The organism is Bradyrhizobium sp. dw_411, assembly GCF_018449695.1.
Lineage (GTDB): Bacteria > Pseudomonadota > Alphaproteobacteria > Rhizobiales > Xanthobacteraceae > Bradyrhizobium.
In genome coordinates, this window is the sequence record NZ_JAAVUY010000019.1 from 82,179 (window position 1) to 99,038 (window position 16,860).

14 protein-coding genes are annotated in these 16,860 nt (G+C 61.7%); 1 reads left to right on the plus strand and 13 read right to left on the minus strand.

From position 1 onward, the window contains the following. Positions 1-75: 75 nt before the first annotated feature. The 11 genes from HB676_RS27345 to HB676_RS27395 form a co-directional block, all read right to left on the minus strand. The gene (locus tag HB676_RS27345) at positions 76-1,377 is read right to left on the minus strand and encodes an MFS transporter (RefSeq protein WP_213741593.1); all 1,302 of its coding nucleotides are present in this window, start codon (positions 1,375-1,377) and stop codon (positions 76-78) included. A 181-nt stretch (positions 1,378-1,558) separates the two neighbouring features. Further along, positions 1,559-3,967 carry an EAL domain-containing protein gene (locus HB676_RS27350; RefSeq protein WP_213741594.1) on the minus strand — a complete coding sequence of 803 codons (2,409 nt, stop codon included), beginning with the start codon at positions 3,965-3,967 and terminating at the stop codon, positions 1,559-1,561. Positions 3,968-4,100: 133 nt separating this feature from the next. Then, positions 4,101-5,294 carry a DUF1501 domain-containing protein gene (locus HB676_RS27355; RefSeq protein ID WP_213741595.1) on the minus strand — a complete coding sequence of 398 codons (1,194 nt, stop codon included), beginning with the start codon at positions 5,292-5,294 and terminating at the stop codon, positions 4,101-4,103. Between the two features lie 33 nt (positions 5,295-5,327). Then, on the minus strand, positions 5,328-6,833 hold the full coding sequence (locus HB676_RS27360; RefSeq protein ID WP_213741657.1) for a DUF1800 domain-containing protein: 1,506 nt from the start codon (positions 6,831-6,833) through the stop codon (positions 5,328-5,330). 1,178 nt (positions 6,834-8,011) lie between these two features. Next, a complete protein-coding gene (locus tag HB676_RS27365; RefSeq protein WP_213741596.1) occupies positions 8,012-8,701 on the minus strand; it encodes an antibiotic biosynthesis monooxygenase in 690 nt (229 codons plus the stop codon). 243 nt (positions 8,702-8,944) lie between these two features. Continuing rightward, complete coding sequence (locus HB676_RS27370; RefSeq protein ID WP_213741597.1) at positions 8,945-9,274, minus strand: putative quinol monooxygenase; 330 nt, start codon at positions 9,272-9,274, stop codon at positions 8,945-8,947. A 97-nt stretch (positions 9,275-9,371) separates the two neighbouring features. Next, entirely contained in the window at positions 9,372-10,736 is a 1,365-nt protein-coding gene (locus HB676_RS27375) for an ATP-binding protein (RefSeq protein ID WP_346347437.1), read from the minus strand. Beyond that, positions 10,723-11,409 carry a response regulator transcription factor gene (locus tag HB676_RS27380; RefSeq protein WP_213741598.1) on the minus strand — a complete coding sequence of 229 codons (687 nt, stop codon included), beginning with the start codon at positions 11,407-11,409 and terminating at the stop codon, positions 10,723-10,725. The genes HB676_RS27375 and HB676_RS27380 overlap by 14 nt, the downstream gene beginning before the upstream one ends. A gap of 602 nt (positions 11,410-12,011) precedes the next feature. Next, positions 12,012-12,173, minus strand: a complete 162-nt coding sequence (locus HB676_RS27385) for a Flp family type IVb pilin (RefSeq protein ID WP_213741599.1) — start codon at positions 12,171-12,173, stop codon at positions 12,012-12,014. A gap of 317 nt (positions 12,174-12,490) precedes the next feature. Beyond that, complete coding sequence (locus tag HB676_RS27390; protein ID WP_213741600.1) at positions 12,491-13,111, minus strand: SCO family protein; 621 nt, start codon at positions 13,109-13,111, stop codon at positions 12,491-12,493. Positions 13,112-13,126: 15 nt separating this feature from the next. Continuing rightward, positions 13,127-14,227 carry an MBL fold metallo-hydrolase gene (locus HB676_RS27395; protein WP_213741601.1) on the minus strand — a complete coding sequence of 367 codons (1,101 nt, stop codon included), beginning with the start codon at positions 14,225-14,227 and terminating at the stop codon, positions 13,127-13,129. A gap of 162 nt (positions 14,228-14,389) precedes the next feature. Here HB676_RS27395 and HB676_RS27400 point away from each other — a divergent pair, with 162 nt between their 5' ends. Next, positions 14,390-15,823: a multicopper oxidase domain-containing protein gene (locus HB676_RS27400; RefSeq protein WP_213741602.1), complete on the plus strand. Its 1,434-nt coding sequence runs from the start codon at positions 14,390-14,392 to the stop codon at positions 15,821-15,823. Between the two features lie 22 nt (positions 15,824-15,845). Here the strand turns inward: HB676_RS27400 and HB676_RS27405 are convergent, their stop codons facing one another. Together HB676_RS27405 and HB676_RS27410 are read right to left on the minus strand one after the other, a co-directional pair. Continuing rightward, positions 15,846-16,331, minus strand: a complete 486-nt coding sequence (locus HB676_RS27405; protein WP_213741603.1) for an SRPBCC family protein — start codon at positions 16,329-16,331, stop codon at positions 15,846-15,848. Between the two features lie 10 nt (positions 16,332-16,341). Continuing rightward, complete coding sequence (locus HB676_RS27410; protein WP_213741604.1) at positions 16,342-16,704, minus strand: metalloregulator ArsR/SmtB family transcription factor; 363 nt, start codon at positions 16,702-16,704, stop codon at positions 16,342-16,344. Positions 16,705-16,860 lie beyond the last annotated feature (156 nt).

A 16,860-nucleotide genomic window follows, 5' to 3' on the forward strand; every position in this document is an offset into this window, starting at 1 on the left:
TGTCTCTGACTTTTTTGCTCTCCTTTTCGCCGGAATACGGTTGGTGCCGGCAAAGCCCGTCACCTCTCAAGTCTACTAGCCGCCATCCGCCGTCGCGGTCAGGCTCCTGGGCACCAGCAGCAGTGCCGGCAGGATCATCGCGTAGACGATCGTGATTGCGATGACGCATACGGTGAAGCCGCCATAGTGATCGTAGAGATTGGTCCCGAGCACATCGCCAAATCGCGTAACCGCGAAATAGAGACTGCCGCACATCATCAGCATCGAGCCCTGCAGGCCGCGGGGACATGACCGCATGATCAGGTCCAAATAGGCGCCGGTCGCAAGGCCGCCCATCAGGCCGATCGGAACCGCGGCGATCAGCGCCCCTGTCACCGAGTTGATGAACAGCAGCGGCACCATCTGCGGGACGGCCGCCACCGTGCCCCACAGCAGCAGCTTTTTGAGCGGAAACCGGCGGCAGAGCCATCCATAGAGGATGTAGGCCGGAATGAAGGAGGCCGCGAAGATCGCGTTCCACTGCCCCCACTGGGCGTCGGTGGCATGCAGCGCGTTCTGCAAGTGATATTGCAGCGGCGTGGTCGATCCCGGCGCGAAATTCCACAACAGCCAGATCAACAGCGCCGGATAGATCGGCCAATGGCCGAGCAGCCGTTTCATGTCCTTGAGCGGTTGACCATAGGCACTGTTCTCGACACTGACATTGTCGAACACGTCCTTTGGCTTCCACAGCGCATAGAACGCGATCGCGGCCATGATCGCCGCACCGACCAGAAACAGGATGCGGATCGCCCGATCGGGGCGCTCAGTTTCCAGCATGCCGCTGAGCACGCCGCCCATCAATAGCGCGCCGACGGTCGGGACCGACAGGAACACGTTCCACACCGCGCTGATCTGACCTGTCATCGCATGCTGCTGGCCGATCGTCGTCGTCAGGCCCTTCTGGGCGCTGGCGACGAACAGAAACGATGCCGTGAGCAGCACGACCGCGACGATCAGCATCGAATAGGTCGTCGGCGTAAAGGCGAAGATGACATAAAGCAAAGCGGAAGTGCCGCCGAACAGCAGCATGAAGCCGCGGTCGCGCATGCCAAAGGGATTCCAGACATCGCGGATGAACCCGAACACAAAGGACAGATAGAGCGGGATCGCGGCGATGAGGCGAAAATGCGCGACCTCATGCGCTTCCAGGTGCAGGCGGTTCTTGAGCAGGAAGCTGATCGGAATATCGATCAGGCCGCCTGAGGGGTCGCCAAAGGCCAGCAGCACGATCAAGAGGCCGAGATAAAGGAAGATGGTTCGGCGCGCGGACGGCGACAAAGGGCTGGGCGAGGTTACGACGTCGATGGCGTTGTCGGCGGCACGGTCCATCGTCATGACGCGAGATCTGTCCTCTGGCGGCGGCAACGCGAGATTTTAAGGGATGGTGCGTTCCGAGCGCGGCATCGTACTGGCTTGGCGTGCGCTTTAACAGGGCTGGAGTTCTAACCGACGTCCTCTCGCCGGAGCGAGATGGTGCTCCCTCGCCCCGCCTGCGAGGAGAGGTTTAAGTTCAGCCCTACGCGCTTTTCGCTGCCGGCACGATGACATCATCGCCGGCATCCAGCACGACATCCGAATGGGTGTATTGGCGGAAGCTGCCGATGGCGGCGGGGCGTCCGAGCAGATAGCCCTGCACCTCGTCGCACATCTCCGCCTTGAGGAATTCCAGCTCGTCACCGGTCTCGACACCTTCGGCGAGTACCGGCAGGCCGAGGCCGCGACCGAGGCCCAACACCGCCCGCACGATGGTTGCGGCCTGTCCGTTCGAATTGACCGACTTGATGAAGGAGCGATCGATCTTGATCCGGTCGAACGGAAACGCCCGCAGGTTGGACAGCGAGGAATAGCCGGTGCCGAAATCGTCCATCGCGATCGCAACGCCCAGCGCCTTGATCTGCCGCAGCATCGCCAGCGCCCGGTTGAAATCGCGCACCAGCGCGGTTTCGGTGATCTCGATCTCGAGGCGCCGCGGCGACAAACCAGTTTCGATCAGGACCTGATGCAGCTCCTGGAAGAAGCTCGCATTGTAGAGCTGCACGGCCGACACGTTGACCGCGATCTTCAGCGGCTGTGGCCAGGATGCCGCCTCGCGGCATGCGGTGCGCAATACCCAATCGCCGATCTGCAGAATCGCGCCGGTTTCTTCCGCAATCGGGATGAACACCGCCGGCGAAATCTCGCCGCGGATCGGGTGCTTCCAGCGCAGCAACGCCTCGAATCCGACCACGGCGCCGGTTTTGGCGTCCTGCTGGGGCTGATACGACAGCCGCAATTCGTCGCGCGCCATCGCCAGGCGCAGATCGTGCTCGAGCAGGCGGCGCTCGCGAACCTCGGCGCCCATCCTGGCTTCGAAGAAGCGGTAAGTGTTGCGGCCTTCGGTCTTGGCGCGATACAGCGCCGTATCGGCATGCGAGAGCAGCGACTGGCGATCGGGCGCGTCGTCGGGGCAAAGCGCGATACCGATGGAGGTCGCGATGTGGCTGTCGGACGGCTCGCCCGAACCCGGCGCACGAAGCGCTTCGAGAATGGTCTCGGCAAACCGGCCGGCCGCCGCGGGATCTGCAATGTCCGGCATCACGATGGCGAACTCGTCGCCGCCGAGGCGGGCCAGCATCTGCCGCTCGCCAAGCACCGCGGAGACGCGCGAGGCCACCAGTTGCAGCACCCTGTCGCCGGTGGCGTGACCGAACAGGTCGTTGACTTCCTTGAAGCGGTCGAGATCGAGACACAGCACCGCGAGGCGATGGCCCGGGGCCAATGCCGCGATTTCCTGATCGATCCGCGCGTTGAAATGACTGCGGTTGGGAAGCGAGGTGAGCGCGTCGTGATGCGCCAGAAAATAGATATGCTCCTCGGCGTCCTTGCGGGCCTTGAGATCGCGAACCGCGACGACGTGATGCGGACGTCCGGCAAAAACGATCGGCCGCAGGATCAATTCGACCGGCGTCAGCGAGCCGTCGCGGTGACGCAACTCCATCTCGACGGGCTGGTTCGGGCGTGACAGCAATTCGGTGCGGCCGGCCTGATCGGGAAAGCAGCTTTCGAGTGTCTTGCCGGCAAGATCAGCCGTCGTGAAACCGGTCAGGCTGGAAAAGCTCCGGTTGACCAAGACGATCATGTCGCCGTCGCACACCAGAAGTCCTTCGACCGAGGCGTCCGCAAGATCGCGCATCCGGTCGGTTTCCAATTCAGAGCGGCGATGGTCGCGGATATCGAGTACCACGGCTGCCAGCGCCAATCCGATCAGGGCTACGCTGGCGACCGCCACGCCGATCGCCAGCAATGCAGCCGGTATCGCCGATTGCGAAACCTCGATGCTCGGATAGGGAATGATCGACACCGCACCCATCGCGGTGAAGTGGTGGCTGCAGATCGCCAGCGTCAGCAGCAGCGCGCCGCCGATCTTCCACTTCTCGTGATCGCCGTGCAGCCCGACCGGCAGCGCGATAGCGCCGATGGCGACGCCGAGCACGATCGATGTGATGACAAGCACGGGATCCCAGAACACGATGCCCGCGACCTCAAACGCGGCCATGCCGGTGTAGTGCATGGCAGCTATACCGCCGGCAACAATCGCGCCACCGATCCACGGCCCGTGACGCCAGTCCGGCGTGAGCGACACGGCGAGACCCGCACCGGTCAGCCCGATGGCGGCGACCAGCGACAGCAGGGTTAACGTAATATTGTAGCCGCTCGGAATGCCCGGCGTGAACGCGAGCATCGCGACGAAATGCGTCGCCCAGATGCCGAAGCCGGTGGATATCGCAGATACCGCAATCCAAAGGCTTCGCATGCGTCCCTGGGATTTGCGGGCATGACGAAGCAGGTTGATCGCGGTAACCGACGCCAGCACGCAGATGAATGCCGCGAGGCCGACGAGCCTCAAATCATGCTCGGTGGCGATGCAATTGTAGACCTTCAACATCGGACGGCTCCGCAACGACGGAGAAAGCTCCGACACTGCGAGCACTAGCCGCCACTCTGTGAAGGTCGCGTGAAATTTTGCGGTTAAGCAAATCCTAGCCCAATTACCGGGCACACATCTGTAAGTGTACGTTTTAAACCAGCCCCAACTCCGCCGGGTGGACACCGGTAAAGATGCGCTGGACGCTTGCGGTCTCCAGTCCGAACATGCGCTGGAACAATCCGCCGAACATTGCGCGGTAATCGGTCAGCACCGGATAGTCGCGGTTCTGAAACAGGCTGGCCTGATCGACCTTGGCCTGTTCGCCGACCAGGCGGCCGCCATTGATGCCGCCGCCCATTACCCAGTAAACGCTGCCATGGCCGTGGTCGGTGCCGCGATCGCCATTCTCGCGAAAAGTGCGGCCGAACTCGGAGATCACCACCACCACGGTGTCGCGCCATCCGGCCGGGCCGACTTCCTCGGAAAAGCCCGCTAGCGCACGGCCGAGTTCGCCGAGGCGATCGGTGAGATAGCCGGTCGCGGCGCCCTGGTTGACATGGGTGTCCCAGCCGCCGACATCGACAAAGCCGAGGTTGAACTGCTCGCGCATCAATTTGCCGATCCGCCGCGCCGACAGTTCAAAGCCGCGCGGCGACACCGCGCCACGATTGGCCGCGGTCATTTCCTCCGAGATCGAGCGATAGACATCGTCGCGGATTCGAAACCCTTCCGACACCGAGGATGCGAGGTCGCTCTGCGCATACATCTCCTTGATCAGCCGGGCCTGGCGATCGTCGACGCCGGGCTTGCCGACGCTGTTCATGCCGATATTGGGGACCTGCGACTTGCCGCGAAAGATCAGCGGCAACTGGTCCGTGAAGGAAATCGGTTTGACGCGCGTGAGCTCACTGGCAAGCCGGCTCATGAAGCCGGAGCGATAATCGCGCGAACCGCCGGCGGCCTGACCGAGCTCGATCGTGTCCTGAGTCTCGAAATGGCTGCGCGTCAGATCGTCCGACGTGCCGGCAAACGGCACAAATGCGATCTCGCGCCTGGCCCACAACGGATAGATGCTGTCACGCAGAGATGGATGCAGTCCCCAGTCCGCATCGAGCGACAAAGCGGCGTTGGGATTGCCGGTTTCGGGCTTGGCGATGCCGAGCGTCGGGCGCGACGCATGATAGAAATCACTTCCGACGGGCACCACGACATTGGCGGCGTCATAGGCGCCGCGCAAAAACACCACCAGCAATTTGGCGTCGGTGGCAGGTGCGGCCCAAACCCGGCCCGCGACCGTCAGCGGCGTCATCGCAGCGAAAGCCTTGATCAGATCACGGCGGTTCATGGTGTGATCTCCTCGGTGTGCTTGAGCGCGATATCAACGCATGAACTCGGGCGACGACAAAAATAAAGTATTCCAGTCCTGCGGCGAAATCGCCTGATCGAGCGCGGCCAGCGTGGCCGGACCCAGCGTCTGGCGCAGGCCGCCGAAATAAAGCGAATTCTGAATCAGCGGAAATGCCGGCTGATCGACCGCGTTCGGCACATCCGGCTTGAACAATCCGGACGAACCCGAGCCGATCTGGCGCGCGATCTCAAATCGCAGCGTCATCTGTCCCGGCCCGTTCCAGGAGGCGGATGCCGTGGCGTAACCATCCGGCGTCTCGTGGTTGAACAATCCCTCGCCCAACCGATTGAGCCAGCCTTGAATGGGGTTGGTGTTGAGGATCACCTTCTCGTCGTAGGCGAGGCGGACCGCCGAGAACACATATTGCACGGGGTCCTTGAACTTTACGCCGGGCTTTAAGGACGCCGTGAACTCCGGCGCATGCACCATCGCTGCCAGCACCGCGGCGATATCGCCATCGGTGGTCTTGAAGATTTGCGCCATCCGCTGCACCAGCGCCTCGGGCGGATTGTCCGAGACGAAATAGGCCGCGATCTGCCGGCACAGATGCGTCGCGGTCGCCGGATGATGCACCAGAATATCGATGGCGTCGTCGACTTCGGCGAGCCCGCGCCCCTGGATGGGATGGCCGAGGAAAACCTTGTCGCCGTAATCATGCCGCGCCGGATTGAATTCGAACGCGCCGTCGCGCACGAGCTGCGATTGCAGTTCCGGCTTGAGCTTGGGATCTTCCGGCTTCAGATCGATGCCGACGCCGGTCAGGATGCGGGCCAGCGCCTCGACATCGGCCTGCGTATAGCCGGAGCCGACGCCCATGGTGTGCAGTTCCATGATCTCGCGCGCGTAGTTCTCGTTCAGATGTCCCGCCGCGTTATCGGAATTGTCGAGATAGCGCAGCATCGCCGGGTGATGCAGCGTGGCCATCAGGAGACCCCGGAATTTGCCGAGCGCCAGCGGGCGAATGGCGCGGTCCTGATAGTCGCCGATCAGAATGCGGATGTTGGCCTTGTATTGATGCACGTTGAAATGATTGAACCAGAACCACGCCATCCGCTCGCGCAACTGATCCGGCGCATAGAGCGCGTACAGGATGGTGCGCGCCGCGGCCTGCTTCCCGCGTTCGTTCATCGCCTGCTGATAGACCTGCTGCGCGGCTTTCTTCTGCTCGGGATCGATGACTTGATTGGCGCTCTTGGCCTGCTGGTCGAAAGCCACCGCGATATCGAACGGCAGTCTGTGCACATCGGCCATCGCCTCGATCTGGTTGCGGACGGCCTCGGGCAATGTAGTGGTGGAAGCCGGATGCAACTGCTCGTTAAGCCAGCGCTCGGCGCCGATGGCCTGGAAATGCGCGGCACTTGAGGCGTTGATGCCCCAGGTCAGGCGATCAATCAGGATCATGTCGCGCGGATTCAGCTCGGTGGCGTGAGCGGAGGTGATACCGAGAATCGCGGCCGCCAAAACCCCGATGGACATGACAAGCGCGGACACGACAAGCGCCACGCAATGGAGCGCGGCCGCCGGACAGCCAAGACGGAATCTCTTTGCAGTTTCCTGTTCCATCCGATTTTACCGAAGATCGCAGCCGCACGCGCGATGTTCCGCACAATCTGCCCGGGAGCGCATGAATATGTTCTGAACAGAAACAATAGAAATCGCGGCGGGTTCCCGCATCTTCGCCCTGCAAACGATCGATTAACCGGTCCCCAAGCCCATGCGTCCGCCTCTGCCGCGACGCAAAGCGCCCGGGTTGTGTCAAAATCATCCGCCCGTGAGGGCGTGGGGAATGCCGGGTGCTCGCGCACCCGCAGCCGCGCGTGGTGTGTAGGTAACACGCGCGTTAGTCACCACGGATACGCCGAAACACCCGGCATTCCCGCACGCAATGGTTTTAACGGCTTATATTCGTGCTCTCCCCGGTGATCGGGCTTCCTTGTCACCGTCACCCGCGTGATGCGAAGCATCATCGCGAACTTGACGCCGGCGTCGAGGCGTCAGGACCACACGACTTCGCCGTCCGCGAAAACGCCGTTCGTCTTTCGGCATCGTCGCGTCCATCGCATCCCTGCCCAACGTTCGTGACGACCGCGAAGCGCCCCTCTTTCGGGCAGGAACGGCGTGAATATGATTCTGATTTGGGTCAGAGACAAAACGGAATATTTTTACGCGTCCATCTGGACAGCTAGCATCAGCTTGAAGCGACTCCGTAAATTATTTTTTACGTGCAAGTCGGTTTGGTGCAGATTGGTGCCCAAGTGCAAAAGCGTTATGCCGTATCGCGACACAAATCCACCCTACGGGCTGTAAAAATGAAGTCAACAAGCCATTAAATTACTCTACGGGTCGGATACCGACCAGACGCCCGCTCGGGATTTCCTTCCAGAGACGAAACGCGCGCATTTTCACAGCCCGTAGGATGGGTTGAGCACTTGCGAAACCCATCACCTGCCGCATCTGCCATGACCACTCACCGAGGCCATGCCATCGGCTCGTCCACTATGTGATGGGTATCGCTGCGCTCCACCCATCCTACGGGCTTAGATCCGTTCGCAGGCTTGATGCAAAAGAAACCACCGAAAAAAATCGTGGCGGGAAGATTGGTTCCCGCCACGATCGGTAGCGAAGCCAGCCAATAAAGTTAACGCAAGCGCCGGTTATCTCAGCAGCCTGTAGGCGCGCTCGTCATAAAGACCGCCGCTCATCGGCTGCAATTCGGTACGGAAGGTGCGCGACACCGGCGAGGCGACGAACTTGCTTTTGTCGGACGGCGCGTTCCAGGCTTCGACGACCGTGAAATGATTCTTCCGGTTCGCCTGGATCAAATCATCGAAGCGGCGATTGCCCGGAGCGCTGCGGCCGGCCTCGACGAAGGCCTTGACCTTGGCGGTGCCCGGCTCGACCTGGGTCGGGATGATATCGACATGGGTCATGAGCACGATCGGATTGCCCGACAGCGGCGCCGTTGCGCCGACCGAGAAGGCGTTGTGAATGCGCTCGTCGTAAGGCGCGCTTTGCAGCGGCAGCAGCGCCGCGCGGTATTTGGTCGCGGTATCGGTGGCGGCAAAGGCCTGCTTGTCGGCCGGCGATTTCCACAGCTCGATCAGCCCGAAATGGCTGGGATCGGAAATCCGCTGCAGCGCCTCGATCTGGGTTGCGCCGGGAGCCTTCTTCGCCTCGGTTACGTAGCCGAGGATCAGCTTGCGCGCATCGGCCGTCGAACCCGGCGCGATTTCGACATAGGTGACAATGTAAACCGGTTGCGCAGCATCCTGCGCGCGCGCGGCGCTGCCATGGGCCAACAGACCGGCCATGATCATGACAGCCGCGACGAGGTATCGATGCATTGGGACTTCCTCCAGGTGGACGGACGGGACCTCATGGAGGTCTCCTTTATTGATTGCCCGCACAGTCCGTCACACATGCAGGGTTTTCACATCCGGGCGGGGATCGCCAGCGAACATGTTCCGCATTTTGATCGCACCAGGCGCCCCGGCGTCAAGGTGGTACCGGCGGGAATCGGCTCATCTTGTTGGAGAATGCTGGCGAAGCTCGCCGAAACCGGGCGATTCGTTAACCCGGGGTTGATTCTAGACCACCGTAAAAGGCACGAACGGAATACGTTCGCGGCGGGCCGCGCGCGGCACGAGGTCGCCGATCAGGGCCTTGAAATGCGCGCTTTCCTGATGCGCGCGCCAGCCATCCTCCGAAACGTAGAGTTCATAGATGAAAAACAGCAGCGGGTTGGCCGGCGAGCGATAGGGAATGAAAAGCTTCACCCCCGGCTCCGCCAAGGTCGGCGCGACCAGTTGCGCGATCAGCGCCGCGACCGCGTCGCCCTCGCCTTCCCGGGCCTCGATCATGACCGAAACCACAAAGCCGTCGTTCAGGTCGGCCGGCGTATAGCTGCTTTTCTTCATGGCTGATTCCTCGCGCTGGAATTCGTCCGTGCGGCTTGATAGCACGCCGTCAGCCGGGATGGTTCGCTAACAGCCGAAGTATCGCTGCAAAGACGGATCAGGCCGTCTTGTCGGCCGCAACAAAATGCAGCGAGAACTGCGCGCCGCCCAAGACCCGGTTCTCGACCGCGATGCTGGCGCCGTGCAGTTCGACAATGCGCTGCACGATCGAAAGCCCCAAACCCGTGCTGCCCTGCTGGTTGCGATCCCTGCGCCAGAAACGCTGAAAGATCAGCTCGCGCTCCTCGGGCGCGATGCCGGGGCCGCGGTCCAGCACCTTCACGGTGCCGCTTTCCTCGACCACGAATTCGACCACGGTTTCCGGCGGCGCATGCTTGATGGCGTTTTCCGCCAGATTGCGGATTGCGCGTTTCATCATCTCGGCATTGCCCTTGACCCATACGGGCGTGCTGACGCCGAGCAATGCGATTTCCCGGCCCTGCTCGAGCGCCAGCGGCGCGATGGATTCGGCCACTTCGGCGCAGACGCCCTGCGCATCCGCCCGCTCCGTGGGATCGATGGTGAACGCCTCGAGTTCGGCGATGTCGAGCAACTGGCCGACCACCCGGCTCATCGACTCGATATCCAGATGCAGCGCCTTGGCGATGCGCTGATCGTCCAGCGTTTCCACGCGGGTGCGTAAAATGCTCAGCGGCGTGCGCAATTCATGCGCGGCGTCGGCGGTGAATTCGCGCTGCACCCGAAATCCCTGGTCTAACCTATCCAGCGCCTGGTTGATCGCGGAGACCAGCGGGCGGACCTCGCTTGGAATCTCGCTCACCGGCAAACGCACATCGGTACGCGCGGGACTGATCTGCTGGGCGATCTCGGAAGCCTGCCGCAACGGCCGCAGCGCGCGGCGGAAGATCGCGATATCGGTGACCAGCAGCACCAATAATATCGGCAGCGTGATCCAGCCGACATTTTTATAGAAGTCATCGACGATATCGTCGATCAACACGTCACGGTTGGCCATGTCCTCGGCAGCCTGCACCCACACTGTTTTGCCGCCGACGGCGCGGCGCACACTGGCCCCTGAAATGACGGCGCCGGAATGATGGGTTTCCAGGAATTGAACCGCCGCCGCGCCCGGCTCTACGGAAAAGATCGGCGCATTATCCTTGAGCGACGAGAACAGCGTCTTGCCGCGCTCATCGACCACCGCATAGGAATAGCGGCCATAGGGCTGCGAATAGAGCCCTTGCAGATCGGGCGGCAATTCCAGCGCGAGGCTGCCATCGGGCCGCGCGACAAGATGATGCGCGACGGAAGCGGCCTGCTCTTCCATCGCATCATTGTGGATGTTGATGGTCGCGCGGTTGAGCAGCCATGACAGCGCCAGCGACATCAGGATCGACGTGATCGCCACCGCGATCACGTGCAGGATCACGATGCGTGAGATGATCGATTTAAACCGGATCACGCTTTTCCTCGGCGATGAGATATCCGACCCCGCGGATGGTGTGGATCTGGACCTTGGCGCCCTTGTCGGACAATTGCTTGCGCAGCCGATGAACATAGACCTCGATGGCATTCGAGGCGACGTCGCCGGCGAGGCCGAAGATGTGATCCTCGACCTGCTTCTTCGACACCACGCGTCCCTTGCTGCGCATCAATAATTCCAGCACCGCGGTTTCGCGCGACGACAACACCTGCGGCTGGTCGTCGATCGAGGCCTGGCGGTTGCGCAGATCGAATTCCAGATTGGCGATGTGCAGGGAGCTGCCGAGCTGCTGGCCGGGCCGGCGCAGTTGCGCCTCCAGCCGCGCGACCAGTTCTTCCAGCGCGAACGGCTTGACCAGATAATCGTCGGCGCCGCTGCGCAGGCCGTTGACGCGATCCTGCAAGCCGCCGCGCGCGGTCAGCACCAGCACCGGCGTCGGGTCCTTGCGATGGCGCAGCTCACGCAGGATCGCCAGGCCGTCGCCATCGGGCAGACCGAGATCGAGGATCACGGCCGCGTAGCTCGTCGTCAGCAATGCGCCGCGCGCCTCCGCGGCGGTGGCGAGAAGGTCGGTCTCATAGCCGGCGATCCCAAGGCCCTTGGCGAGCAGTTGGGAAAGTTGCGCATTATCTTCAACGACCAGCAATCGCATCGGCGGCCAACCAAAGGGGGCTATCGGGGTTTACCCGACCAGCTTTGCGGCCTTTTGCGGCGCCGGACAAGTTCGCAGATGTTAACGCAAGCGCCGTTGTAAGGCTGCTGTAAGCTGGGCCAGTCTAGCACGGCGGGATTGGATCCGATCTATGGCAAAAACGAAACTGCGCCCCCTCTCCCGCTTGCGGGGGAGGGCTATCGCATATGACTTTCCGCCGCGGTAATCGCCTGGGGCCTCATGGTTCGAGACGCCTCGAAGACGAGGCTCCTCACCATGAGGGTTCAAGATTTAGCCGCACAGAAAGTCCTCATCCTGAGGGGACGCCGCAGGCGGCCGTCTCGAAGGATGGCCGCACAAAGACTGCAGGCCCAATCTCTTTCTTCATATGCGATAGCCCTACGCTTGCGGGGGAGGGTTGGGGTGGGGGCTGCCGCAAACTCGCTGGTCGTGGGGATGATAGACTTCCCCCACCCGCCGCACTCAGGCGCGCAATTGCGCGCCGAGTGCGTCGACCTCCCCCGCAAGCGGGAGAGGTGAAAAGTAAGACGGCAAAAGGGCGCCAACCGCAGCCGATCGCCGCCATTTCCCGACCGAGATCCCTACTTCAGCGAGCTGTTGATGGCGGTGAACTTGCCGTTGAGCTTGGTGCCCAGGCCGTTCACGGCGCTGATGATCGCCAGCGCGATGCCCGCGGCGATCAAGCCATATTCGATCGCGGTGGCGCCGGTCTCATCCCGCCAGAATTTTGTGAGTAATCGCACGAACCCCTCCCCATTTCATATCCTGAACCTTCTGGATCGAAACGCGGGATTCTCTCGCGACTGGCTGTCTTTAGCGGGGGCGTATTGATCGAACTCTAACGAACAAGGTAAATGAAAATTAATGCTGGATGCGCCGTCAGCGCGAGCGCGTCGAATGATTGCTGCTTCTCGCGTGGCCTCATGATTCGAGGCGGCACTTCGCGCCTCCTCACCATGAGGGATCACCGGTCCTCATCCTGGCTCAGTCCTCATCCTGAGGAGCCGCGAAGCGGCGTCTCGAAGGATGGCGGCGATCATCAAGTGGAAATGCGCCCCGCTTACTTCCCCAGATACTTCCGCAAAATCTCCGTCAGCCGCTCCGGGCTCGTCTGCGGCGGCATGAAGCCGAGATACTCGCCGTCGCGGCCCATCAGATAGATCACACCGGTGTGGTCGATCGAGTAATCCCCGCCCTGCGCGTCCGGCACTTTGATGTAAAACGCCTTGTAGGCATTGGCGACCTTGCGGATTTCTTCCGGCGAACCCGTCAGGCCAACGAGGCTGTGGTGGAAGGCGCTGATATATTCCCCAAGCAGTTTGGTGTCGCGCTCCGGATCAACAGTGATGAAAACCGGCTGCACGCCTTCGGCCAAAGGCCCCAGCGCGTCCAGCGCCTGCGTGATCGCCATCAGATCGGCCGGGCACACATCGGGACAATACGTATAGCCGAAATAGACGATCATCAGCTTGCCGCGGAATTCGCTGTCGCTGCGCGGCTTGCCGGTTGTATCGGTCAGCGTAAACGGGCCGCCGACGGGGCCGCGGCCATACATCAGATCGTCCATCATCTGCGCGGCTGACGGCTGTTCCTCGGCTGCCGCCAAGCCGCCGCTGATGAACAAGCCACCAGCGAGCAAAAGCGCGACGACGATCAGCGCGCGCGCTCCCGAACGCCTCATGGCGTGCTTTCGCAATCAGATGCCGAACGTAATACGGGTGCCGGTGGTGGTGGTCAGCACCTTGCCCGGCAATTGCCGCTGCGCTTCCTGGGTGAAATTCAGCCCGCTGCAATGCATGGGAATCAGCACGTCCGGATTGAGCTTGCCGATCTCGCTGACCACCTGCGTCAGATAATCCGCCGGCGCCGGCCCCAGATGGAAGCCGCCCATGATGGCGTGAACTTTATCGACGCCGGAAACTTCCATCGCCTGCCGCACCGAATTGACGATGCCGACATGGCCGCAGGAGCTGATCACGATCAGGCCTTTGCCCTTTAAATTAAAGCAGGTCGCATGCTCGTGGATGTGCTCGTCGGGCACGATCTTGCCTTCCATCTCGGCCGGCAGATAGTGGCCCCAATTGCATCCGGCGCCGTCCTTTTGCTTGAACTCGACCATCGAGTTCGGCAGCACTTTCTCGATGCTTTTGCGTGCGATCTTTCCTGTGGTGAAAGCCTGACCGCCGATCACGACGGGGGATTCGCACAGCACCAGCTTGACGTTCTGCTTGGCGATGTCGCGGCGGTCGAGCATGCCGTAGTCGCTCAATTCGCCGCTGCCGCTGCGGGCATAACGCTGGCAGAAATTGTCCTCGCCGCCGGCATACATCGTGATGTCGGCCGGCAGGTCCTTGCGGTGCTTGTCGAGAAATCCAAGAAGCCCGCCCCAATGGTCGAAATGGCCATGGCTCATGATCATGGTGTCGATCTTGGAGGGATCGATTTTGAGCAATTCCATGTTGCCGTTGATGGCCTCGGGCGTCCAGCCGTAGTCGAGCAGGAAGGTGCGCTTGTCGTCGCCGCGCTGCGGCTCCAGCAGCAGCGACAGCCCCCATTCGCTGTGCAGCGGGCGCAGCGAATTCGAAGAGCGGCCGGGCTCGGTCTTGACGCCCGCCGCTTCCTGCGGGCGAAAGAAGATGTCGCTGGCGCTATCAACGATCACCCGCACCGAAAGCTTGTCGATCGTCGGCACCTCGATCGGTCCCGCCTTGGCGAACTCGATACAGGAAAATCCGCCGGCGGCGACCGCCAGACCGGCCGACATCTTCAGGGCGTCGCGTCGATTGAAATTCGGCATGGGATGCTCTCTCGGCTTGGCTGAAATTGCCGTCAGGGAATACAGGGCCGATCGGTCATGCTGTCAACATAAATGCCGTAACAGCCCCTGCTTTGACTATCCGTATCGGGAAACGATAGTAAGACAGGTGTTATTTTCTCTCACAAATAAAGGAGACAGCCGGTGACCTCCTCGTCCGAACGGCTGCAGGGTCAATCCTCCCTCACGGAAACGCGCTTCACCCGTCGCGACCTGCTGGTGGGAGCCGCAACTTCCGGCCTCGCTGCCGTCGCAGGCCGTGCCGGCCAGGCTCAGACAGCCACACAGCCTGCCGATCACACCATCCGGATCGCGCCGATTTCGCTGGAAATCGCGCCGAATAAAATCATCAAGACCACGGCCTACAACAATACGGTTCCGGGCCCGGCGCTGCGCCTCAGGGAAGGCCAACCAGCGACGATCAAAGTCGTCAACGATTCCGGCTATCCCAATCTGGTTCATTGGCATGGCCTGTTCATCCCGCCCGAGCAGGATGGCGCGATCGAAGAAGGTTCGCCGATCATTCAACCCGGAGAGTCGCTGCTTTATAATTTCACCCCGAAACCGTCGGGCACACGCTGGTACCACAGCCATGCGATGGCGATGACGGATCTGACCATCAGCACCTATTCGGGCGAGTACGGCTTTCTGATTGTCGATCCCGCGGCCGGCGATCCCGGACGCTACGATCGCGAGATCATGCTGGCCGCGCATCGCTGGGACGGGATGTGGGTCAGCGTGCAGGACCTTCGCAAGGGACCGCCGGCCGATAATGGTCTGGAGACCATGTATGGCAGTGCGACGCTCGGCGACCGCATGCTGGGGCATGGCGAGCCCATTCGCGTCCGCCAGGGCGAGCGCGTGCTGTTCCGGATGCTGAACGCCAGCGCCGCCATGAGCATCTCGCTGGCGTTGTCGGGACATCGATTTACGGTGATCGCGCTCGACGGCAATCCGGTGCCGAATCCGGTGAGTGTGAGCGCATTGAAGCTGGATGTTGCCGAACGCGCCGACGTCATCGTGGAAATGAACAATCCGGGGATCTGGGTGTTCGGATCGACCGACTACACGGATCGCAGCATGGGCATGGGCGTCGTCGTCGAATATGAGAACCGCACCGGCAAGCCGGTATGGGCGCCCGGCATCATCTCGCCGTGGGACTACACGATGTTCGCGCGCAAGGAACCGGCGGCGACGCCCGACGAGACCATCGATCTCAAATTCGAGAAGATCACCGGCGGCCGCGGCAAGTACAATCGCTGGACCATCAACGGCAAATCCTGGCCCGATACCAATCCGCTCATCACCGTGCAACGCGGCAAGCGATATCGCCTCGCGATGACCAACAAAAGCAATGACGAGCATCCGGTTCATCTGCACCGGCACTCTTTCGAGGTGACGAAGATCGGCGACAAGGCCACGTCAGGGTTGATGAAGGACACCATCAGCATGCCGCGCCAAACCACGGCCGAGATCGATTTCATCGCCGATAATCCCGGCGACAGCCTGTTCCACTGCCATCATCAGGACCACATGGACGAGGGTTTTATGGGGCTGATCACCTATGCGAAGACGTAAGAAACCGGGAACGCCTGCGACTTCATGACCTTCCCGGACTCGCGTCCAGGATAACCAGAAGCTCGTCCAGTTGCGCGAACGACTCGGGCATTCCATCCTCCATCCCGGCCATGGTACGATCAAGCGCTTCCTTCGAGGGATAGCGCTCGTGCAGCACCAGTATCGTCTTGCCAGCCTTTTCCTCGAAGGTCAGCGTGCTGATGGCCCCCTCGTCGCTCTCCTCATTGGTCCAGACCAGCCGCGCGTTCGGTATCACTTCGACGTACTTGCCGAAGAACGCCATGCGCTTTGATTCCCCGTGGCCGAACTCGAAGCGGTACCTGCCCCCGGCACGCACATCCGCCTCGCAGGAAAGCAGGACCATGCCGCTCGACTTTGGCACCCACCACCGCTTGAGCAGTTCGGGTGTAGTCCACGCTGCGAACACGATGCGCGCCGGCGCGTTGAAGGTTCGCGTAATGACCAGCTCATGCTCGGACTTGCGTTCCACCTTCGTGCCGTTATTCATGGCCGGCTCACTATCTCTTCCTGCGCCCATCGGCCTTCTCCTTTCGTTTCAGTTCCTCGACAACCTTGTCCAACTCGTCGAAGCGTGCGGCCCAGAGCTGACGATAGCCCTCGATCCACGCCGCCTCTTCCTCCAGCCCGCGCAGGCCGAGCCTGCAGGTCCGCACGCGCCCGACCTTTTCCGTGGTGACGAGCCCCGCCTGCTCCAGAACGCCGACATGCTTCTTCATGCCCGTGAGGGTCATGTGGAACTTGTCGGCAAGCTCCGTGATCGAAGCGTCTGCACGCCCGAGCTGCTCCAGAACGCCGCGCCGGGTGGCGTCCGAAAGCGCGGCGAACGAGGTATCGAAGCGGGTTTGATGATACTGAACCATATGGTTCAGTATGTAACACGCGCATTGGCGGCATGCAAGGAGCGGCCGGACGCGCGCCATTGGCCGCTGCCTGCACTCCCAAATCGACCTCATTTCGATGCAGATTCGGTCGACTCGGCGATCCCTACGCCCTAAGTGTTCACAGCCCGGATTAGA